19 protein-coding genes and 1 tRNA gene are annotated in these 21,683 nt (G+C 69.8%); 8 read left to right on the forward strand and 12 right to left on the reverse strand.

What is annotated here, in order from left to right:
- The first annotated feature begins 32 nt into the window (after positions 1–32).
- Entirely contained in the window at positions 33–1,130 is a 1,098-nt protein-coding gene (locus NVS83_RS17330; protein WP_258740432.1) for an alkene reductase, read from the forward strand.
- On the opposite strand, the gene NVS83_RS17335 is transcribed toward NVS83_RS17330, so the two are convergent.
- The 5 genes from NVS83_RS17335 to NVS83_RS17355 form a co-directional block, all read right to left on the reverse strand.
- Positions 1,100–1,621 (reverse strand): HXXEE domain-containing protein, encoded by a 522-nt coding sequence (locus NVS83_RS17335; RefSeq protein WP_258733340.1) that lies wholly within the window; start codon positions 1,619–1,621, stop codon positions 1,100–1,102. The two genes, NVS83_RS17330 and NVS83_RS17335, sit on opposite strands and share 31 nt — an antisense overlap.
- Before the next feature lie 52 nt (positions 1,622–1,673).
- A complete protein-coding gene (locus NVS83_RS17340; protein ID WP_258740433.1) occupies positions 1,674–2,564 on the reverse strand; it encodes a transglutaminase family protein in 891 nt (296 codons plus the stop codon).
- 58 nt (positions 2,565–2,622) lie between these two features.
- Positions 2,623–2,940 (reverse strand): hypothetical protein, encoded by a 318-nt coding sequence (locus NVS83_RS17345; RefSeq protein WP_258740434.1) that lies wholly within the window; start codon positions 2,938–2,940, stop codon positions 2,623–2,625.
- An 82-nt stretch (positions 2,941–3,022) separates the two neighbouring features.
- On the reverse strand, positions 3,023–3,211 hold the full coding sequence (locus NVS83_RS17350) for a hypothetical protein (protein ID WP_258733343.1): 189 nt from the start codon (positions 3,209–3,211) through the stop codon (positions 3,023–3,025).
- A 121-nt stretch (positions 3,212–3,332) separates the two neighbouring features.
- Positions 3,333–4,241: a LysR substrate-binding domain-containing protein gene (locus NVS83_RS17355; protein WP_258740435.1), complete on the reverse strand. Its 909-nt coding sequence runs from the start codon at positions 4,239–4,241 to the stop codon at positions 3,333–3,335.
- A gap of 206 nt (positions 4,242–4,447) precedes the next feature.
- On the opposite strand from NVS83_RS17355, the gene NVS83_RS17360 reads away from it, so the two are divergent.
- From NVS83_RS17360 to NVS83_RS17370, 3 genes are all read left to right on the forward strand, one after another.
- Positions 4,448–5,293 carry an SDR family NAD(P)-dependent oxidoreductase gene (locus NVS83_RS17360; protein WP_258740436.1) on the forward strand — a complete coding sequence of 282 codons (846 nt, stop codon included), beginning with the start codon at positions 4,448–4,450 and terminating at the stop codon, positions 5,291–5,293.
- Positions 5,294–5,367: 74 nt separating this feature from the next.
- Entirely contained in the window at positions 5,368–6,396 is a 1,029-nt protein-coding gene (mgrA, locus tag NVS83_RS17365; protein WP_258740437.1) for an L-glyceraldehyde 3-phosphate reductase, read from the forward strand.
- 33 nt (positions 6,397–6,429) lie between these two features.
- The gene (locus tag NVS83_RS17370) at positions 6,430–7,308 is read left to right on the forward strand and encodes an NAD(P)-dependent oxidoreductase (RefSeq protein ID WP_258740438.1); all 879 of its coding nucleotides are present in this window, start codon (positions 6,430–6,432) and stop codon (positions 7,306–7,308) included.
- Positions 7,309–7,395: 87 nt separating this feature from the next.
- Here NVS83_RS17370 and NVS83_RS17375 read toward each other — a convergent pair whose 3' ends face one another.
- The gene (locus NVS83_RS17375) at positions 7,396–8,784 is read right to left on the reverse strand and encodes a TolC family outer membrane protein (RefSeq protein ID WP_258740439.1); all 1,389 of its coding nucleotides are present in this window, start codon (positions 8,782–8,784) and stop codon (positions 7,396–7,398) included.
- 466 nt (positions 8,785–9,250) lie between these two features.
- Positions 9,251–9,326, reverse strand: a tRNA-Lys gene (locus tag NVS83_RS17380).
- A gap of 321 nt (positions 9,327–9,647) precedes the next feature.
- On the opposite strand from NVS83_RS17380, the gene pabB reads away from it, so the two are divergent.
- The 3 genes from pabB to NVS83_RS17395 are packed head-to-tail and all read left to right on the forward strand — an operon-like array spanning position 9,648 to position 12,464.
- Entirely contained in the window at positions 9,648–11,048 is a 1,401-nt protein-coding gene (gene pabB, locus NVS83_RS17385) for an aminodeoxychorismate synthase component I (protein WP_258740440.1), read from the forward strand.
- A gap of 13 nt (positions 11,049–11,061) precedes the next feature.
- On the forward strand, positions 11,062–11,646 hold the full coding sequence (locus NVS83_RS17390) for an anthranilate synthase component II (RefSeq protein WP_258740441.1): 585 nt from the start codon (positions 11,062–11,064) through the stop codon (positions 11,644–11,646).
- Positions 11,643–12,464 (forward strand): aminotransferase class IV, encoded by an 822-nt coding sequence (locus NVS83_RS17395; RefSeq protein ID WP_258740442.1) that lies wholly within the window; start codon positions 11,643–11,645, stop codon positions 12,462–12,464. The genes NVS83_RS17390 and NVS83_RS17395 overlap by 4 nt, the downstream gene beginning before the upstream one ends.
- 2 nt (positions 12,465–12,466) lie before the next feature.
- Here the strand turns inward: NVS83_RS17395 and NVS83_RS17400 are convergent, their stop codons facing one another.
- From NVS83_RS17400 to NVS83_RS17420, 5 genes are all read right to left on the reverse strand, one after another.
- Positions 12,467–13,195: a DUF930 domain-containing protein gene (locus tag NVS83_RS17400; protein ID WP_258740443.1), complete on the reverse strand. Its 729-nt coding sequence runs from the start codon at positions 13,193–13,195 to the stop codon at positions 12,467–12,469.
- Positions 13,196–13,386: 191 nt separating this feature from the next.
- A complete protein-coding gene (locus NVS83_RS17405) occupies positions 13,387–14,955 on the reverse strand; it encodes a 2-isopropylmalate synthase (RefSeq protein WP_258733353.1) in 1,569 nt (522 codons plus the stop codon).
- 331 nt (positions 14,956–15,286) lie between these two features.
- Complete coding sequence (locus tag NVS83_RS17410) at positions 15,287–17,854, reverse strand: HWE histidine kinase domain-containing protein (protein WP_258740652.1); 2,568 nt, start codon at positions 17,852–17,854, stop codon at positions 15,287–15,289.
- 209 nt (positions 17,855–18,063) lie between these two features.
- Entirely contained in the window at positions 18,064–19,632 is a 1,569-nt protein-coding gene (locus tag NVS83_RS17415) for a DHA2 family efflux MFS transporter permease subunit (protein WP_258740444.1), read from the reverse strand.
- 16 nt (positions 19,633–19,648) lie between these two features.
- The gene (locus NVS83_RS17420; protein WP_258740445.1) at positions 19,649–20,869 is read right to left on the reverse strand and encodes an HlyD family secretion protein; all 1,221 of its coding nucleotides are present in this window, start codon (positions 20,867–20,869) and stop codon (positions 19,649–19,651) included.
- A 126-nt stretch (positions 20,870–20,995) separates the two neighbouring features.
- Between NVS83_RS17420 and NVS83_RS17425 the strand changes: the two genes are divergently transcribed.
- Positions 20,996–21,655, forward strand: coding sequence for a TetR/AcrR family transcriptional regulator (locus NVS83_RS17425; RefSeq protein WP_258740446.1), 660 nt, complete (start codon positions 20,996–20,998; stop codon positions 21,653–21,655).
- Positions 21,656–21,683 lie beyond the last annotated feature (28 nt).

Raw genomic sequence — 21,683 nt, forward strand, 5'->3', positions numbered from 1 at the left:
TAGACTCCTCACTGAGATCGAAGGACGTGAGCATGACCTCCACGCCGTCCCTGTTCGACAGCTATCGCCTCGGCGACATCACGCTGTCGAACCGCATCGTCATGGCCCCGCTGACGCGCAACCGCGCCGCCGCCGGGCTGGTCCCCTCTCCGCTCGCCGTCGAATATTACGGCCAGCGCGCCACTGCCGGCCTCATCGTCACCGAGGCGACGCAGGTCTCCGCCACCGCCCAGGGCTACCAGGACACGCCCGGCATCTTCACCGACGCCCAGGTCGAGGGCTGGAAGGCCGTCACCGACGCGGTCCGCGCCAAGGGCGGGCGCATGTTCGTGCAGCTCTGGCATGTGGGCCGGGTCTCGCACCGCTCGCTCCAGCCCGGCGGCGCCGCGCCGCTGGCGCCCTCGGCCGTGCGTGCCGACACCAAGACCTATGTGAACAACAGCTTCCAGCCGACCGACGAGCCGCGCGCGCTCACGCTGGAGGAGATCCCCGGCATCGTCGACGACTTCCGCAAGGCGGCGGCGAACGCCATCCGCGCCGGCTTCGACGGGGTCGAGATCCACGGCGCCAACGGCTACCTCATCGACCAGTTCCTGCGCGACGGCGCCAACAAGCGCACGGATGCCTATGGCGGCTCGATCGAGAACCGCGTGCGCTTCATGAAGGAGGTGGTCGAGGCTGTGATCGCCGAGATCGGCGCCAAGCGTACCGGCATCCGCATCTCGCCCGTCACGCCCGCCAATGGGATTTCCGACAGCGACCCGGCCGCCCTGTTCGCCCATGTGGTGGACGTGCTGGAGAAGCTTGGCCCGGTCTATGTCCACATGATCGAGGGCGCCACCGGCGGGCCGCGCGACATCGTGCCTGGCTTCGACTTCGAGGCCCTGCACAAGCGCTACAGCGGGACGTGGATGGTCAACAACGGCTACGACAAGACGATGGCGGAAGAGGCGGTCGCCTCCGGCCGGGCCGATCTCGTCGCCTTCGGCAAGGCGTTCATCTCCAGCCCCGACGCGGTCGAGCGGCTGCGGCGGGGCGTCGCCTTCAACGAGGTCGACAAGGACCACCTCTATGGCGGTGGCGCCACCGGCTACACCGACTACCCGACGCTGGAGGACGTGGACGCCTGATCCACGCCGACGCTCCCCTCGGGGGTCTGCCTGAAATAGGGCAGGCCCCTGAGCCGCATCATCGCCACCGGATAGGCCATCAGCAGCGCCCCGCCGACCACGGAGCCGATCACCGTCACGGTCGAGACCTGCCCTTCCGCCGCCGCGCTGCGGTAGATGCCGAGCGCCACCGGATAGAACAGCAGCACCGCGGTGAAGGTGCCCGGCGAGAAGCGCCCGCGCGTCGCCATCATCGGCACCACGTGGAAGAAGGTCGCGTTGATCAGCATCAGCGCCGCGAAGGTCAGCGCCGCCACCGGCAGCGCATAGGAGATCTGGGCCTGCGCGAAGCCGAGGATCACCACCGCCGCGTTGGTGACGTAGAAATCGCTCCATTCGACCGGCAGCCTGATGACGTCGCGCGCCCAGTTCCGCCAGTCGAAGGCGAACTCCTCCATGATGTGCAACGTGTAGGCCAGCAGTCCCAGCCAGGCCCAGACCTGAAAGCTCATTGCCCTCTCCCGCCATGAAATGCCCGGCGGGGAAATGTTACCGGCTAGCGCCTCAGGCCGCCAGCGGCTCCGCATGGGAGCGCACCGAGACGTCCACCGTCATGCCGAGATAGTCGCCCAGCAGGCCGGTGAAGCCGCCTGCCACCGGCACCGCCTGGCTCGGGTCGCGCGTGACGGCGACACGGATCAGGTTGTCGGCGGCGATGCTGCCATTGGTCGGGTCGAACTCGACCCAGCCCGCGCCCGGCAGGTAGATGTCCGCCCAGGCATGGGTCGCCCCGGCGCCGACCACCGCCGAATCGTCGCCATCCAGCGCCGGATCGTAGAGATAGCCGGTGACGAAGCGGGCGCCGAAGCCGAGCGCGCGCACCGCCTCGATCAGCAGCAGCGCGAAGTCCCGGCAGGAGCCGGTGCCGAGCCGCAGCGTCTCGAGCGGGGCCTGCGTGCCCTCCTCGTGCCTCATCTGGTAGGTGAAGCCCTGATGGATGCCGTTGTTGATGTCGGTCAGCAGCGCCATCGTGTCGGTCGGCCGCGCGGCGACGAAGCCCTTGGCCCATGCCTCGAGCTCGCCGGTGGGGTCGGGATAGTGGCAGTCGAGCATGCGGCCGAGGTCGGTCCGGTCGTCAGAGGAATAGACGAAGGGATAGTCCCTCGCGCTCTCCTCCAGCTCGAACGGCAGGCCGCCGGCCCCATAGCGCTCCAGCGTCAGCACGCTCTCGATCTTCAATTCGTTCGACGGCTCGATGAAGTCGACCACCGCGACCGAATTGCCAAACACGTCGTGCAGCCAGCGCACATTGCCGTGCGGCCAGATCGACAGCTCGGCGTTGACGAGGCGCAAATCGTGGCTGTCGCGCGGGCGCAGCATCAGCCGGTGGGGCTGGAAATCCACCGGATTGGCATAGCTGTAATGGGTCACGTGGCGGACGGTTAGGGTCTGCATCTATGTCTTTCCATCTGGGGCGGGACCATCGGCCGCCCCGGCCCCGGTTCTCTCGCGGTCAGCGCGCGCAGATGCGCCCGATGACGAAGCCCAGCACGCCGGCCGCGACGAGGGCGTTGAACGAATAATGGCGGGCCGGGAGCCCGGGCAGGTGCGCCACCGCTTCGCGGGTCGCACGGGCGCTCTCGCGGGCCCCGCGTGCGGCGGACGCGTCGTCCGCCTCTGCGCGCGAGCCGGATTCGGAAGACGAGCGCGTCGAACGGGTTCCGGCCGCTGCCTTGGCCCGCGCGGCGCTTGCGCGCCCGGCGCCGGCCGCCGCCTCCTGGTCCACCGCTTCCCGTGCAACGCCATTCGGCACTTTGTCACCCTCGGCCATGATGCACCCTCCTTGTCGCTTCCTCGGTCACTGAACTCGCGCGGATCAACGTTCCAGCGCGCGATTGGTTCAGGGCTACCCGTCAGATGCGCCCGGTCAGGAAAGCCAGCATCTCGGCCGGCCCGCGCGCCCGGAACAGCCGGACCCGCCGGCAGCCGCACATGTCGCAGCGCAGCCGCGGCGCGTCCTCCTCGAGCACGGTGAGGAGCGTCGAATCCCCCCTCCCCAGCGCCGAACGCCGGCCGCAGCGCTGGCAATGCGCACAGATCATGGATGTCGCGTCGATGGTGGTGGCTCCTTCCGCGCAGGGCCCGACAGATGGGTATCCCACCGCCCGCCCGCAACATCCCGCCGTGCGGGCCGAGGCGCCGGATGCGGGCATCGGCGCAGGCTCAGCCGAGCCGCGAGCGCCGCTTCAGCAGCTCGACGAGCTGGCGCAGGCCCGGCGGCGGCTGCCGGCGGCTCGGATAATAGACCGCGAACGGCGCGCCGGGCGAGGCCCAGTCCGGCAGCACGACCTCCAGCGTCCCCTCCGCCAGCTCGGCCGCCACCCGCCAGGCGAGGCAATAGGCGAGCCCGGCCCCCTCGATCGCGGCAGCGATGGAATAGTCCGTGTCGTTGGAGCTGAGCGGGCCGGAGACGTCCAGCCGGCGCAGGCGCTCGCCTTCCCCCAGCTCCCACGGGAAGGAGGTGCTGTCGCCAATCCGCATCTGGATGCAGGGATAGTCGGCGAGGTCGTCGGGCGTGCGCGGCCGGCCGAGCCGGTCGAGCAGCGCCGGCGCGCCGACCACCACCCAATCCAGCGGCGGCGTCACCTGCATCGCGATCATGTCGCCGGGCACGTGGTCGGCATAGCGTATGCCGGCGTCGAAGCCGGCGGCGACGATGTCGACCGGGCGGTCGTCGGCGATCACGTCGAGATGGATCTGCGGGTAGCGCTCGACGAACTCGCCGATCACCGGCGCCAGCAGCAGCCGCGCCGCGTCGTGCGGCACGTTGAGCCGCAGGCGGCCGACCGGGTAACGGCGGTGGAGGTCGAGCGCGCCGAGCGCATCGCCGATCGCCTCGAAGCCGCGCGCCAGCCGCTCCGCCAGCGCCGCCCCGGCCTGGGTCGGCACGACCGAGCGGCTGGTGCGGTTGAGCAGGCGCACCTCCAGCCCCGCCTCCAGCCGGCGAATGCGATGGCTGAGGGCGGAGGTCGACACGCCGAGCTCGATCGCCGCGCGAGTGAAGCTGAGATGGCGCACGATCGCCGCGAAGGCTTGCAGATCGCTCAGATCGGGGCCGCCACGATAGGCCATCCTTGCCGTCTCCTCACCGCATCATTGAGCCTGGCTAAACAATTAAGCCGTTCTCCGCCAGCTCAAACCGATTACTCTCAAGGCCGAACAGATCGAGGCGCGGGTTCGGCCAAGGGCGGGCCCGCGGGCATCGCCGTTGCCGCCCCGCCGGCATTCGCCCTGATGACCGGCCCCAGGCTAGGCCGCCCGAAGCAGGAGACAAACGCATGACCTTCCATCCGGCTATCCGACCCGGCCATGTCGCCGTCATCACCGGCGGCGCCAGCGGCATCGGCCTGGCGGCGGCGCAGCGGCTCGGCGCGGCCGGCATGAAAGTGCTGCTCGCCGACCTGCCGGGCGAGGCGCTCGACGATGCCCGCTCGTCGCTCGCGGCCGAGGGCATCGCCGCCGTGGCCCAGCCGACCGACGTGCGCGTCCGCGACGAGATGGCGGCGCTGAAGGCGCGGGCCGACGCGCTGGGCCCTGTCGGCGTGCTGCTCAGCAATGCCGGGCGCGAGGGCGGCGGCGGGCTGTTCGCCGGCGAGGAGATCTGGCGGCGCACGCTCGACACCAATCTGTGGGGCGCGATCCACTGCCTCCAGCTCTTCGTGCCGGACATGATCTCCGCCGACCTCCCCGGCGCCGTGATCTGCACCGGCTCCAAGCAGGGCATCACCCTTCCGCCGGGCGACACCGCCTACAATGTCAGCAAGGCGGCGCTGAAGGCGCTGACGGAATCGCTCTCGCACGAGCTGGTCGGGGCGACCTCCGGGCGCGTCTCCGCGCATCTGCTCATTCCCGGCTTCACCTATACCGGCTTCACCCGCCGGCGCGGCGTCGAGCAGAAGCCGCCTGGCGCCTGGACGCCGGAACAGGTGGCGGACTTCATGCTCGCGGGCATGGCGGCGGGCGATTTCTACATCCTGTGCCCCGACAACGAGGTCGACCGCGCCACCGACATCCGGCGCATGGGCTGGAGCTTCGGCGACATTCTGGAGAACCGCCCCGCCCTGTCGCGCTGGCATCCCGACCATGCCGACGCCTTCCGGCGCTGGATGGAGGGCGACGGCTGACCGCGCCGCGCACCCCCTGCCCGCCGCCGCAAGGCGGCACGCCGCCCTTTCATTGCCTCTGGAGACCCTTCCCCATGCCCTACGTCCCCGCCGAGAACCGCTACGAGACCATGGTCTATCGCCGCTGCGGCCGCTCGGGGCTGAAGCTGCCGGCGATCTCGCTCGGCCTGTGGCACAATTTCGGCCATGACCGGCCGCATGCGCTGAAGAGCGAGCTCTGCCGCACCGCCTTCGACCACGGCATCACCCATTTCGACCTCGCCAACAATTACGGCCCGCCCTCCGGCTCGGCTGAGGAGGCGTTCGGCGAGATCCTGCGCACCGACTTCGCCGGCTATCGCGACGAGCTCATCGTCTCCACCAAGGCCGGCTACGACATGTGGCCCGGCCCCTACGGAAGCTGGGGCAGCCGCAAATACCTGTTCGCCTCCTGCGAGCAGTCGCTGAAGCGCCTGGGGCTCGACTATGTCGACATCTTCTATTCGCACCGGGCCGATCCCGACACGCCGCTGGAAGAGACCATGGGCGCGCTCGACACGCTGGTGCGCCAGGGCAAGGCGCTCTATGTCGGCATCTCCTCCTACAGTGCCCAGCGCACCCGCGAGGCGGCGGCGATCCTGAAGGAGCTCGGCACGCCCTGCCTGATCCACCAGCCCAGCTACAACATGCTCAACCGCTGGGTCGAGCGCGACGGGCTGAAGGAGACGCTCGCCGAGCTCGGCATCGGCTCCATCGCCTTCACCCCGCTGGCGCAGGGCATGCTCACCGACAAGTATCTCGGCGGCATTCCCGAAGGCTCGCGCGCCACACAGGGCAAGACGCTGAAGCCCGAGGCGCTGTCGGCGCGCGCGCTCGAGCACCTCACTAAGCTGAACGCGATCGCCGCCCGCCGCGACCAGACGCTGGCGCAGATGGCCCTCGCCTGGGTGCTGCGCGAAGGCGGCATCACCTCGGCGCTGATCGGCGCCTCGCGTCCGCAGCAGGTGGTCGACTGCGTCGGCGCAATCCGTAATCTCGACTTCACCCCCGAGGAGCTCGGCGAGATCGACCGCTGGGCGACCGAGGAGGACATCAATCTGTGGGCCCGCTCCTCGGCGGTGTGAACCGCGAGCCGGCCCGAGTGGGAGGAAAACGTCATGAAGGTCGGCTTCGTCGGGCTGGGACTGATGGGATCGGGAATGGCCGGCGCGCTGCTGCGGGCCGGGCACGAGGTGACGGTGTGGAACCGCAGCCCCGCGAGGGCGGAGCCGCTGGCCGCGCAGGGCGCCGCCGTCGCCCCCGACCTCGCCGCCCTCGCGGCGGGCGAGGAGATCGTCTTCACCAGCCTGCCGGACGACGCGGCGCTGGAGGAGGTGGTGCTCGGCCCGCACGGGCTGGTGGCGAACCTCACCCGCGGCGCCATCCATGTCGGCACCAGCACCATCGGCACCGCGATGGCCCGGCGCCTCGAAAAGGCGCATGCGCAGGCGGGGCAGGTCTACGTCTCCGCCCCCGTGTTCGGCCGGCCGGACGTCGCGGCCAAGGGCGAGCTGGCGGTGGTCGCCGCCGGCCCGGGCGCGGCGCTGGAGCGGCTCGCGCCCGCCTTCACCGCCATCGGCCGCATGACGCAGGTGATGGGCGAAGACCCGCAGCAGGCCAACCTCGCCAAGCTCGCCGGCAATTTCCTCATCGCCTCGGTGATCGAGAGCCTCGGCGAGGCGCTGGCGCTGGTCGCCAAGGGCGGGGTGGACCAGCAGGCCTATCTCGACCTGCTCACCTCGACGCTGTTCTCCGCCCCGGTCTACCGGACCTACGGCCAGCTCATCGTCGACCGCGCCTATGAGCCGGCGGGCTTCGCACTGCCTCTGGGAGCCAAGGACGTGCGCCTCGCCCTCGCCGCCGGGGAGGAGCTGAAGGTGCCCCTGCCCATCGGCAGCCTGCTGCGCGACCGGCTGATGACGATGATCGCCACCGAGGGCGAAGCGAAGGACTGGTCCTCGCTCGGCGAACTCGCCAAGATCCAGTCCGGCCAGTAGGGAGCCGCCGCCGGCCTGCACGTCCGTCTTCGCGCCGGCCCGGCCGCCGGCCCGTGCGGAGGCGGGCGGGCTTGCGGCCGGCATCGCTCATTGACCGCCCGGGGTGCGCACGCCGATCCAGGCATCGCGAACCTGGTCGTAATGGACCTTCGGGTTGTAGGCCCGTACCTTCAGCTTGAGCGTGCCCGCGCTGAGCTCGCCCACGGACGAGAGCAGCGAGAACGAGGCCACGACCCGGTCGCGCTGGGCCGTGACGAGGCTCGCCCGCGCCTCGAACAGCGAGGTCTGGGCGTTCAGCACGTCGAGCGTGGTGCGCTGGCCGACCCGCCACTCCTCCCGCACGCCCTTGAGCGCGATCTCGTTGGCAGCGACCGAGGCCTGCGCCGATTCGATCGCGGCCTTGGCCGCCTGCAGGCCGCTCCAGTACTGCTGGACGCTCGCCCGCACCTGGTCGCGCTCGGTATCGATGTCGATGCGGGCCTGCGTCAGCTTCTCCTTGCTCTGGCGGATCGAGGAATACTCGGCGCCGCCCTGATAGATCGGCACGGACAGGTTGAGCGTGGCCGCGACGTCGGTCCCGCGCTCGATGCGGTCGCCGTCGGAATAGTAGTTGTACTGGTTGGTGGCCGAGCCGTTGAGCGACAGCGTCGGCGAGAGCGCCGCCTCCGCCACCTTCACCTCGGTCGCGCTCTGGTCCATCGCGTATTGCGCGGCGCGTATGGCCGGATGCCGGGTGAGGCCCGAGGCCAGGGCGGCGTCGAGCGAGGCGGGCAGCAGGCCGTCGACCGGCCGCGCGGGCGAGAGCTTCTGCGGTTGCAACTGCGTCACCCGGACGAACACCGCATTGGCTGTCTTGAGGTTGGCGGTCGCCTCGGCCAGCGTGCTCTTGGCGTCGGCGACGCTTGCCTCCGCCTGGGCGACATCGGTGCGGGTGATCTCGCCGACGGCGAAGCGCTGGCGGGCCGACTTCAGCTCCTCCTCGAACGCGGTGAGGTTCTGCCGGCGCAATTCCAGCAGCGCGCCGTCCTCCAGCACGTTCATGTAGGCGGTGGCGGCGTCGAGCAGGACGGTCTGCTCGGTGTTGCGCAGCAATTCGCGCTGGCCCTTCACCTGCGCCTCGGCGCCGCGGACCGAATTGGCGGTCTTCAGTCCGTCATAGATGGTCTGGCTGATGGTGATGCCGAAGCTCGACGGGTCGGTCTTGTAATGGCTGGTCACGGAGCCGACACCGGCATCGTAGCGCCCTTCAACCCATTGCGAGCCGATCGAGGCGCTGCCGAAGATCTGCGGGCGGTAGCCCGACAGCGCGATCGGCACGTATTCGTCCACCGCCCGGGTCGCCGCGCGCTGCGAATTGAGGCTGGGATTGGCGTCATAGGCGGAGGCGAGCGCCTGATCGAGGGTCTGCGCCCAAGCACCCGAGGCTGAGCCGCTGGCGAGGCCGCCGATGAGGAGGGCAAGTCGAAAAGTCCGCAAGAAGGCAGTCGAACCGTACACAGCCGTCGCCGATCCATGAAGAAATGAGGAGCCAAACGCATCGCCTGACAGGGGGCAGGCAACGCGTCTGGCTCCAGGCAGAGACGGAGCGTCAATCCCGCCCCGCTTACTTACGGGGCGGACTGCGCCAACGGCGAACGGGCCACCTCGTTGCTGTACCGGCACGCCGAGACGGCATGACGTCTGGGAAGCGCGACCGGACGAGGCGAACTATCCCAAGGATCGATTTCCCGGGTATGTCCGCGGTGTTTCCGAAGATGTAAAAGGAGGCCGATGCCACCGCCCGGATGTCGACCGGCGGGGTGCCGATACGTTACCGGAGGGGGCTGGCGCAGACGGGCCTGCGAGGGGGCGCGGAGTTGAGGGCACCCGCGCGGCCGCGGGATCACCCGCCATGGTGAAGGCGGTGCCCGCTCTCGGATTCATCGATCTCGGAGAGTTCCGGTGGTGGGCGCACTAGGGCTCGAACCTAGGACCCGCTGATTAAGAGTCAGCTGCTCTACCAACTGAGCTATGCGCCCGGAACCGAATGTCGCGGGGTTGAGCCCCGCGAGCCGCGGTCGTTTAGCAAAGCTGCCGGGGCGTGTCCATACCCCCTAGCCCGCCTAATTCACCCTGTGGATGACGCGAGCCGCCCGCGCGGCGGCGTCTGCCGCTGCGGAAAACACGCCCGCGCGGCGGCGCGGCGCGGCCGCCTCCATGTCGTTTGCCCTGCCCGCGCCGCCGCGCCCCAGCGTTGCGGCGCCGCTCCGAGGTAGATGCGACGGCTTTGCGCTTGGGTACTGCCGGTTTGACTGTCGGGCGATCTAGGAAGATGCCGCCGGACACTCCATATTCCGGCGATGATTCACGAGCCGCCGCCTCTCGTCGTCGAGATCGCCTTCCAGGACCCCTGGCAGGCCGCGCGGCGCTTGGCGGGCGGCGATCCGGAAGGGCTGACCTTCCTCGATAGCGCCATGACCCACCCCGTGCTGGGGCGCTGGTCCTATGTGATGGCGCAGCCATTCGGCCGCTTCCGCGTCGAGGACGGGAAGGCGCGCTGGAACGGCGAGCGCGAGGCCTCCGCCCCGCTCGAGGCGCTGCGCGCGCGGCTCCACGCCTTCGCCCAGCCCCGCCTGCCGGGCGAGATGACTTTCCAGGCCGGCGCGGCGGGCTACATCGCCTATGAGGCCGGCCGGCTGTTCGACCGTTTCCCGACCTCCGCGCCAGAGTCGGGCGAAGGCGCGCAGATCGACCTCGGCTTCTACGACCTCGTCGTCGCCTTCGACACGATGGGCAAGCGCGCCTTCATCGTCTCGACCGGCTGGCCGGAGGAGGACGCCGGCCGCCGCGCCCGACGCGCCCGCGAACGCCTCGAGGAAGCCTCCGCGCGTCTCGCCGGCCCGCTGCCCGCGCTCGGCCCGGCGGTGGTCGCCGGGAAGTGGCGCTCGAATTTCGACGCCGCCGGCTACCGCGCCGCGGTCGCGCGGGTGATCGACTACATCCGCGCCGGCGACATCTTCCAGGCCAACTTCACTCAGCGCTTCGCCGCCGCGATCGGCGAGGCCGATCCGCTCGCGCTCTACGACCAGCTCCGCCGCGCCAACCCGGCGACCTTCGCAGCGCTGATCGTCAATGACGAGCGCACCATCGCCTCCTCCTCGCCCGAGCGCTTCGTGCGCCTCGTCGGCGAACAGGTGGAGACGCGCCCGATCAAGGGCACGGTGCCGCGCTCGGTCGAGCCGACGCTCGACGCCCATCGCGGGCGCGAGCTCACCGCCAGCGAGAAGGATCGGGCCGAGAACGTGATGATCGTCGACCTGCTGCGCAACGATCTCTCGCGCGTGTGCCGGCCCGGCACGGTGAAGGTGCCGCGCCTGTGCGGGCTCGAGACCTATGCCAACGTCCACCACCTCGTCTCCGTGGTCACCGGCGAGCTGGCGGACAAGCATGACGGGCTCGACCTGCTGAAGGCTTCGTTCCCCGGCGGCTCGATCACCGGCGCGCCGAAGATCCACGCCATGGAGATCATCCACGAGCTGGAGGGCCGGCCGCGCGGGGTCTATTGCGGCTCCATCGGCTATGTCGGCTTCGACGGCGCGATGGATTTCAACATCGCCATCCGCACCGTAACGGTCGAGAAGGGCGAGGCGAGCTTCGGCGTGGGCGGGGGCATCACCACGCTCTCCGACCCGGGCGCGGAGCACGAGGAAAGCCTGACCAAGGCCGAGCGCCTGTTCCGCGCCTTCCGGCCTGTACGGTGAGGGAGGCGGCGCCGTGATCCTGCTGATCGACAATTACGACAGCTTCGTCTTCAACGTCGCACGCTACCTCGTCGAGCTCGGCGCCGAGGTCGAGGTGGCGCGCAACGACGCGCTCGACCTCGCGGCCATCGAGGCGCGGCGGCCGGACGCGCTGGTCGTCTCGCCGGGCCCCTGCTCGCCCAACGAAGCGGGCATCTCGCTGGAGGCGGTGCGCACCCTTTCCGGGCGCCTGCCGATCCTCGGCATCTGCCTCGGGCACCAGTGCATCGGACAGGCCTTCGGCGGGCGCGTGGTGCGCGCGAAGGAGCCGATGCACGGGCGCGCCTCGCAGATCCGCCATCGGGGCAGCGACGTGTTCGCCGGCCTGCCCTCCCCGTTCCCGGCCGCGCGCTATCATTCGCTGGCCGTGGAGCTGGACGAGGGGTCCGCGCTGATGCCCACCGCCTGGAGCGAGGACGGGGAGATCATGGGCCTCGCCCATCGCGAGCACCCGACCTACGGCGTGCAGTTTCACCCCGAATCAGTCCTCACGGGACCCGGCTACGAATTGCTCGCGAACTTCCTGAAGCTGGCACGGACCAGGGAAACCGCCGCGTGAGCACGACCATCGACGTCGAGGATCGCGGCTTCACGCTGGGCGACGGCGTGTTCGACACCGCGCTTGCTCTCGGCGGGCGCGTCTTCGCCCGCGAGCGCCATGTGGCGCGCCTTCTCGAGGCCGCGCGCCTGCTCGGCATCGGCGTCGAGCGCGCGCGGATCGAGGCCACCCTTGATGCGGCGATCGAGGCCGCTCCCGGCGCAGAGCCCGCCATCCTGCGCACCACGCTGACGCGGGGCACCGCCGCGCGCGGCCTGTGGCCGGCGAGCACGGGCGAGCCGACACTGGTGACGACGCGCGCGGCGTGGAGCGCGGCGCTGCTCGGCAAGCCCGCCCGGCTCGTCACCGCGACCGGCCGGCGCAACGAGTTCTCCCCGACCGCGAACCTGAAAACCCTCGGCTATCTCGACCACATCCTCGCCGCGCGCGAGGCGGCGGCGGCCGGGGTGGACGACGCGCTGATCCTCAACACGCGCGGGCGCGTGTGCTGCTCGACCATCGCCAACGTCTTCGTGCTGATCGCCGGGCGGCTCATCACCCCCTCGCTCGGCGAGGGCTGCCTGCCAGGGATCCTGCGCGCGCTAGTGATCGAGGCCGCGCCGAAGCTCGGCCTCGCCGTCGAGGAACGCCCGCTGGCGCCGGAGGCGCTGCATGGCGCCGACGCGGTGTTCCTGACCAACAGCGTGCGCTTCATCCGGCCGGTGACGGCACTGGACGGGGAGATGCTGGCCTGGGAGCCCGAGGTGACCGACGCGCTCGTTGCCGCCCTCGGCGCCCATGTGCTCGCCGAATGCGGCGTGGTGCTGCCCGCGCCCTGAGCTCAGTGCACGGCGGCGAGATTGTCCGCCGCCCATTCCTCGCGCGGGATCGGCTCGCCGACATGGAAGGCGAAGCCGGCGACCTTGCGCCAGCCGGCGTCGAGCTCGCACTGGAACGACACCTCGTACCACTGATGCCGGCTGCGGAAGGCGCCGCGCGGGGCGACCAGCGTCTGCCCTTCCATGCGCGTGTCGGACAGCGCGTAGTCGACCAGCCGGTCGGGCTGGAACTCGTCGCGCCAGGCATGGATCTGTTCCATCGCCTCGAGGTCGCAGAGCTGGGCGATGCGCTCCTCCTCGGCGAGGCCGGCAAGGGCACGGCGCAGGCCACGGCTGCGCGGATTGGCCAGCGCCTGCTCGGACAGCATGCGCGAGGGGCGCACCATGTCGGGCTGCGCCCTTGCCCCGCCCGATCGCGGAAGCGGAGCGGAGGGCGCCGCCGGCGGCGGCAGTTCGGGCTCAGCCGCAGGAGCCGGCGCGGGCGCCGCCGTGACGCCGCGCAGGAGATCGAAATCGCGCTGGCTGATGACCTCGGTCTGGATCGCCGGCGGCTCGGGCACCGGCAGCGGTGGCGCGATCGCTACCAGCAGCATCAGCGCGAGCAGCCCGCCATGGAGGGCGAGCGAGGCGAGCAGGTCCGCGCCGCCGCTGCTTGGGCGCGGCGGGGCGGCCACCCGACCCGAGAGGTCCTCGCCGGTGAGGCCCGGGAATGGCACGCTCGCGACGTTCATCGTGCGAAACGGGATGTCATAGGGCGCAACGGCCTGAAACGCGGGCTGCGGGAGTCTCGGGCGGATGTATGGGTGCGGACATCACCCATCGTTCCGGCATCAATATGGCACGGCGCGCCCCTTGCGAAAGCGCCGCCCCGCGCAAACGCGGGACGGCGCCACTTCGACGATGGTTCGGCCGGAGGCGCGGCTCAGCCGGCGGCGGACTGCGCCTGGGCGTTGAGGCTGTTGCGCTTCGCCTGCAGCTTGTTCAGCGCGATGATGTAGGCCTGCGCCGAGGCGACCAGCGTGTCCGGATCGGAGCCGCGCCCCGTCACCGCCTTGTCGCCGTCCTCGAGCCGTACCGACACCTCGGCCTGCGCGTCCGTGCCCTCGGTCACGGCATGGACCTGATAGAGCGCGAGCTTGGCGCTGTGCGGCACGATCGCCTGAATGCAGTTGAAGGTGGCGTCCACCGGCCCGTTGCCCGCCGATTCCTCGGTGATGACGTGGCCGTCGACCTCCATCTTCATGGTGGCGCGCTGCGGGCCGTGGCTGCCAGCGATGACCGAGAGCGAGACCAGCTTCATGCGGTCATGGGCGACGGCGATCTCGTGATCGACCAGCGCCTCGATGTCCTCGTCGTAGACGACCTTCTTGCGGTCGGCGAGGTCCTTGAAGCGGGTGAAGGCGTCGTTCAGCGCGTTCTCGCCCAGCGAGTAGCCGAGCGCCTTGAGCTTGTCGCGGAAGGCGGCGCGGCCGGAATGCTTGCCCATCACCAGCGAGGTCTTGGTCACGCCGACGCTTTCCGGCGTCATGATCTCGTAGGTGGTGTTGTTCTTGAGCATGCCGTCCTGGTGGATGCCGCTCTCATGGGCGAAGGCGTTACGGCCGACGATCGCCTTGTTGTACTGCACCGGGAACGAGGTCACCGCCGACACCATCTTCGAGGCGCGGGTGAGCATGGTGGTGTCGATGCCGGTCTCGTAGGGCAGCACGTCGCGGCGGGTGTTGATCGCCATGACGATCTCCTCCAGCGCCGCATTGCCCGCGCGCTCGCCGAGGCCGTTGATGGTGCACTCGATCTGCCGCGCGCCGCCGGCGACGCCGGCCAGCGAGTTCGCCACCGCAAGGCCGAGATCGTTGTGGCAGTGGGTCGAGAAGACGATCGCCTCAGGGTTGGAGACGCGGTCGAGGACGCGCTCGCGCACCTGGCGGAACATCGCCTCGTATTCGGACGGCGTCGCATAGCCGACCGTATCGGGCAGGTTGATCGTCGTGGCGCCGGCCTTGATGGCGGTCTCCACGCAGCGCGCCAGATAGTCGATCGGGGTGCGGGTGGCGTCCATCGCCGACCACTCGACGTCCTCGACCAGGTTGCGCGCCTGCGCCACCGTGGCGGTGATGATGTCGATCACCTGGTCCTGCGTCTTGCGCATCTGGTGCTCGAGATGGATCGGCGAGGTCGAGACGAAGGTGTGGATGCGCGGGCGGCGCGCATGCTTCACCGCCTCGCCGGCGCGGGCGATGTCGGCCGGGATGGCGCGGCTGAGGCCGGCGATCACCGAGCGGTCGGCGCGGCGCGCGATCTCGGCCACCGATTCGAAGTCGCCGACGGAGGCGATCGGGAAGCCGGCCTCGATGACGTCTACACCCATCGCGTCGAGGAGTTCGGCAACCTCGAGCTTCTCCTCGAAGGTCATCGAGGCACCGGGGCACTGCTCACCGTCGCGCAGCGTGGTGTCGAAGATCACGATGCGATCATGGGCGGAGGTGGACATCGGCTTTTCCTTCTGTCGCGTCGGCCGGCGCCGCAGGGCGGCTCTCATCGGCTCGGAATGTCGTCTGCGAGTTCGTTCGGGCGTCATCCCCTGAGCGCCCAGGCACGAAGCCCGGCCGGCCCTCAGGGGCGGCTAAGAAGCAGTCCGGACAGAAGGAGAGCGTTCCCCGCAAGCCGCTTGGCGGCCGGGGTCGCGGAACAGCAGCGGGCGGACGAAGGCGTCACGGCTCGGCTCTCGCGAGGTTGCTCGGACCGCTCTCATACCGGATGCGGGGCGGTACTGGCAAGCCTGTCGGCAAAACCGCCGGCAGGTCCGTACCAGCCCTGCCCGCTCAGGACGCTTCGAGCAGCGCCCGCAGCGCGGTGAGCAGCGTTCCGCTCTCATAGGGCTTGGGCAGCACCATCGCGTCCTGGTGCCCGTCCGGGATCATCGACTGGTCGCCATAGCCGGTGGCGAAGAGGTAGGGAACGCCGCGCCGGCGCAGTTCCTCGGCCACCGGCGCCGAGTTGCGCGTGCCCAGATTGACGTCGAGCACGGCGACGTCGGGCGTCAGCCCCTCGAGCTTGCGCAGCGCCTCGTTCACCGAGGCGGCGGTGACCACCGAGCCGACGCCGCCCTCCAGCATCATCGCCTCGACATCGAGCGCGATGATCATCTGGTCCTCCACCAGCAGCACCGCGCAGTCGGACAGCACGTCGCTCTCCCCCGCCGCGGCCTCGGTGCCGGCCGCCGTGCCGGCCTCCTCCACCGGCGCGACCGCGACGATGTGCTGGGCCGGCAGGCGGAAGCGGGCGACCAGCCCACTCGGCACGAGATCGATCGTCGCATCGCCGTCGAGGTCGTGCGGCACGCTGCGCTCGATCAGCGCCGAGCCGAAGCCACGCCGGCCGGTGTCGACGACCGTCGGCCCGCCATGCTCGCGCCAGTCCACCGTGCAGTCGCCATTCGGCTCGATCTTCCAGCTAACCTCGACCCGGCCTTCCGAACGTGAGAGCGCGCCGTATTTGGCGGCGTTGGTGGCCAGTTCGTGCAGCACCAGCGCCATGACCGAGAAGGCCCGCGCGTCGAGCCGCACGCCGGGACCGTCCAGCCGCGTGCGCGCGCCGCCGCCATAGGGCGACAGCTCGGCGCCGAGCAGCTCGGCGAGCGCCCCGCCGCCGGCACCGCGCACGACCTGGTCGTGGGCGACGGCGAGCGCCTGGATCCGCCCGCGCAGCGAATCGACATAGTCGGTGATGTCGCGCCCGTCCTGCATCGAGTGCTCGACCAGCGACTTGATGACGGCGAGGATGTTCTTGACCCGGTGGTTGAGCTCCTCGTTGAGCATGCGCTGGCGGATGTCGGCCTTCTCGCGCTCCTCGGCCATCATCTCGTTGTGGCGCAGCACGGTCTCGACCAGCGCCGAGCGGGTCGCCTCGGCGATCTCGCGGTCGGCGTCGGTCCACGGGCTGGCGTGCTGGCGCACCGTTTCCTTCCAGATCGCGAAGCTCTTGCGCGGCGTCAGCCGGTCGCCGAAGGGGCCGGTCTCGTAGACCTTCTCCGGCCGGCCGGCCCAGTCCAGCGTCTGCGCCACCTCGCGGCGGAAGAACAGCAGGTAGTCGCGCGGAAGCTGGGACAGCGGCAGGGCGAGCATGCCCGACGCCTCCTCGCTGAAGGCGGCCGCCGGTTCCCAGGCCCGCGCGAGCGAGTCCGTCGTCCAGATCTTGCCCTCGGCCGGCCCGTCGATCATGCGCGCGGGGCGCGTCACCATGGCGCCGAGAAGGCCGGGAATGGCGTCGGCCGGCGGTACGCAGCCCTGCGCGGTCCACACGCCGCCCAGCCACAGCCCGATGCCGTCGCACGGCATGAGCGCGGCAAACTCGGACAGGTTGCTGCGCAGCAGATCGAGCACGTCCTCGGTGCGCGAGGCGCGCTGCAGGAAACGGTCCAGCGCCCGCCGGGCCTCGGTCGCGACCTGGAGCGAGCGCTTCTGCTTCAGCGCCTGCAGGTGCAGCGAGAAGAAGGAGCCGAACATCTCCGCCGCGACGCGCTCGGTCATCGGCAGCACGCGCGGGGCGTAGTGGTGGCACGCGATCATGCCCCAGAGCTCGCCGTCGACCACCACCGAGATCGACATCGACGCCGCGACGCCCATGTTGCGCAGATATTCGAGATGGATCGGCGAGACCGAGCGCAGATGCGCAAAGGACAGGTCCAGCTGCCGGCCGGCCGGGTCCAGCTCCGGCTCGATGGTGCAGCGCGTCGCGTGCACGTCGCCGATGACGCGGACGATGTTGCGCAGATAGAGCCGGCGCGCCTGCTGCGGGATGTCGCTCTCGGGAAACCACTGGCCGAGGAAGCTCTCGAGGTCCTCCCGGCGCGCCTCGCTCACCACCTGCCCCGCGCCGTCATGGGCGAAGCGGTAGACCATCACCCGGTCATAGCCGAGCATGTCGCGCACGAGCCTTGCGGCGACCTCCACCAGCTCGTCGATGTCGGTGAGGCCGCGCACCCGCGCCAGCATGCCGCGCGCATGATCGAGCGCCAGCCCGTCGTCGCCGGCGGCCGGCTCGAACTCGAAGATCGCGGCGCCGTCATAGCGGTGGACGGCGACGTCGAAGCGCCGCCCGCCGGCGACCGTCACGCCGAACAGCAGCACCGGCGCGGTCGGCTCGTCCGCGCGGCGGAGCGCCTCGCGCAGTTGCCCGGCCGCCTCGGCTCCGAGCAGCGCCTTGAGCCGCTGGCCGAGCACCGGCCCGTCCTGAGCGCGCAGCATGCCGGCGGCATTTTCCGAGCAGCGCTCGACGCTCTCGCCTGTCTCGTCGCAGGCGAGCAGGCAGCCGTGGCACTGGATGCTACCGGGAACGTGGATCGGCTCGCGATCGCAGTTCGAAAGATTGACGCTCTCGGGGCTCAGCACTTCGGGCACCTCCAGACTCGCCCCTTCGCGACTGCTGGTGCACCGGCAAGAACATGGAGGCTGAGACAGAAGTCTGGACGGCGCCGATCAAAGTGGCAGTTCGGCATTCGGAAATGATCCCGCTATCCAGACGCGACGTGAAACGTTTAGCCAAGAACACGCCTGGATGCCGGAAAGTTCCGTTTCCCCCTACCGCTTTCCCCCGGAATTCAGTGCCCGCCCCCACCGCCGCCGACATGGGAAGGCCGGCGCATCAGCGGCGCGAAGACGACCAGCGCCAGGAACAGGAAGGTGAGCAGGTAGAACACGTCGGCGAAGGACATCACCAGCGCCTCGCGCCGCACCATCGCCGCCATCTGCCTGAGCGCGGCGCTGTCCGCGTCCGAGCCGAAGCTGGCGAAGGCGTTCGTCATCGAGTCGAGCCGCTCCATCGCCGCGCTGCTCGCCCACTGCACCTGTTCGTGCAGGCGCGCCAGATGCAGGTCCCAGCGGTCGTTGAGCACGGTGTTGATGAGGGCCAGCCCCACCGCGCCGCCGAGATTGCGCATCAGGTTGAACAGGCCCGAGGCGTTCTTGATCTGCGAGGGGTGGAGCGTGCCGAGCGACAGGTTCGTGATCGGGATCATCGCCATCATCAGCGAGACGCCGCGCAGGATCTGCGGCACCAGAAGCTCCCAGAAGTCCCAATCCTTAGTCAGCCCCGTCACCCGCCAGGTGCCGAGCGCGAAGCCGGCGAAGGCGATGCCGATCATCAGCCGCGGGTCGACGCGGGTCATCAGCCGGCCGGCGAGCGGCGCGGTGACGAACATGGCGATGCCGGTGACGAACATGGTCTCGCCGATCATCAGCGCCGAGTAGCCGCGCACCCAGCTCAGATAGATTGGGTAGAGATAGGTCAGCCCGTAGAGCCCGATGCCGAGTACGAAGCTGAAGGCCGAGCCGGTCGCGAAGTTGCGGTTCTGGAACGCGCGTATGTCGACCACCGGCTCGCGCGCGGTCAGCACCCGCAGGAAGAAGGCGATGCCGGAGACCACGCCGACGATGGCGAAGTAGAAGATGGTCTCGTCGTCGAACCAGTCATTGGTCGGCCCCTCCTCAAGCACGAACTCCATGCTGCCGAGGAAGCCGGCCATGAACAGCAGGCCCCACCAGTCGAAGCGGTCGAGCAAGGCGAGGTCGGGCTCGTCGAAGTCGATCAGCGTCACCGAGGTGATGATGACGAAGATGCCCGGGACGATGTTCACCAGGAACAGCCAGTGCCAGGAGAACAGGTCGGTGAGATAGCCGCCGATGGTCGGGCCGATCGTCGGCGCCAGCGTCGCCACCAGGCCGATCATCGGCGTGACGATGGGCTGCTTCTCGCGCGGGAACACGGCATAGGCGGAGGCGAAGACGGTCGGGATCATGCCGCCGCCGAGGAAGCCCTGCAGCGCGCGGTAGACGATCATCTGGTCGATCGAGTTCGCCGTCGCGCACATGAAGCTCATGACGGTGAAGCCGGTCGCCGAGGCGACGAACAGCCAGCGCGTCGAGAGCGCGCGCGACAGGAAGCCCGACAGCGGGATCATCACCACCTCGGCGATGAGGTAGCTGGTCTGCACCCAGGAGATCTCGTCCGACGAGGCGGCGAGCCCCGCCTGGATCTCCGAGAGCGAGGCCGAGACGATCTGGATGTCCAGGATCGCCATGAACATGCCGAACACCATGCAGAGAAAGGCGATCATGCGCCTCGTCTCCACGGAGTGGCCGGCGCCGCCGGCCGTCACTGCCTCGGCCATGGCCGCGCCCTCCCGCTCAGTTGCCCGTGCCCTCGCCGGCGTGCGCTCCACCCGTACGGGCGTCGCCCGTGCGCGTGTCGACGACGGCGGTGACGGACATGCCCGGGCGCAGCTCGGACTTGGCGAGCGCAGAGGCGTCGAGGGCGATGCGCACCGGCACCCGCTGCACGATCTTGGTGAAGTTGCCGGTCGCGTTCTCCGGCGGCAGCAGGCTGAACACCGAACCCGAGGCCGGCGAGACGCTGGTGACGGTGCCCTGGAAGTCCTCGTCCGGGTAGGCGTCGACCTCGACACGCACCTTCTGACCCGGCTTCAGCCGGCCGAGCTGCGTCTCCTTGAAGTTCGCGTCGACATAGACCGCATCGAGCGGCACGATCGCCGCCAGCCGGGTGCCGGCCTGCACGAGCTGGCCGACCTGTACGGCGCGGTTGCCGACCACGCCGTCGACCGGGGCGTGGACCACGGTGAAGTCGAGATTGCGCTGAGCCTGGTCGCGGGCGGTGCGGTTCTCGTCCAGCACGCGGCCGGCCTCGGTGCGCTGGGCCTGCAGCACGGCAACGTTCGCCTGCGCCGACGCCACCGCGGCCCGTCCGGCCTCGACATTGGCCTGCGCCTTGTCGCGGTCGGCCCGCGCATTGTCGAGCGCGGAACGGCTGGCGAAATTCTGCTGGGCGAGCTTGTCCTGCCGGTCGAACTCGAGCTTGGTGCGGGCGAGCTCGGCCTCGCTGGCGGTGAGCTGCGCCTTGGCCTGGTCGACCGCCCGCTCGGCGGCGCGGATCTGCTCGTCATAGCTGCCGAGCACGGCCTGCTGGGTGGCGATCTTGTCCTCGGCCGCGCGCAGGGCGAGCGTGTAGTCGCCGTCGTCGATGCGGGCGATGACGTCGCCGGCCTTGACCGGCTGATTCGTGTCGACGTCGACGCTCACCACATAGCCGGAGATCTTCGCCGCGAGGACGGTCGTGTCGGCGCCGACATAGGCGTCGTCGGTGGAGACCTCGAAGCGGCCCACCTGCCACCAGTGAAGGCCGTAATAGCCCCCGCCCGCGAGCGCGGCGAGCAGCAGCGCGCCGAACACCAGCGGCCGGCGCGAGCGCCGCCGGCGCGGCGCCGGCGTGGACGCGGCAACCGCTTCCGCCGGCTGCTGTTCCGGCTTCTTGAGTAGAGTGAGCGCCACCGGCCCGGTGGGCGCCTCCTGCGTGCGACCGGCGGCCTCTGCCGCCTTGCTGGCTTCTGCCATGCGCCGCCCCTTTCGCATAAACATTGACTGAACCGTTCAGTTGTCTATATAGCAAACTAAACCGTTCAGTCAAATCCTTTGACAAGCGGGTCGCATGCGACCTATGGAGTATGAAACGAGGACAACATGACAAGCACCGCGCGCACCATGCCCGTCACTGCGCCGGGCCGTTCCGACGCCGAACCTGCCAAGCGCCGCGAGATCCTCGACGGCGCTCGCCACGTCTTCTTCGAGAAGGGGTTCGACGGCGCCAGCATGGATGAGGTAGCGCGCGTCGCGGGCGTCTCCAAGGCGACGATCTACGTTTATTTCGGCAGCAAGGAAGACCTGTTCGAGGCTCTGGTCCAGGTCGATCGCGCCCGCTCGGCCGAGCACCTGTTCGAGGTCGGCGAAGGCGATGCGGACGCGGCCACCGTGCTGCGGCGCATCGGCGTGTCGTTCATGACGATGATGGTGCGGCCGGACCATATCCGGCTGGTGCGCATGGTGATCGGCGTCGCCGAGAAATTCCCCCGCATCGGCCAGACCTTCTTCAATGACGGTCCCTGCCTCGGCGGGCGCCGGATGGCCGAGTTGCTCGAGCGGCAGACCCTGGCCGGCGCGCTGGCGATCAGCGACTACGAGGCGGCCGCCTTCCAGTTCCTCAATCTGTGCCAGGGCAACATCGTCAAGGGGCTGATGTTCGGCAGCGACCCGACGCCGGTGCCCGAGATGATCGAGAAGACGGTCGACGGCGCGGTGAAGGTGTTCCTCGCCGCCTACGGCACCGAGACGTCCGGGAGCTGAGACCTCGGGGAGCAGAGCTCCCGCGAGC

Source organism: Ancylobacter mangrovi, from assembly GCF_024752335.1.
Classification (GTDB): domain Bacteria; phylum Pseudomonadota; class Alphaproteobacteria; order Rhizobiales; family Xanthobacteraceae; genus Ancylobacter; species Ancylobacter mangrovi.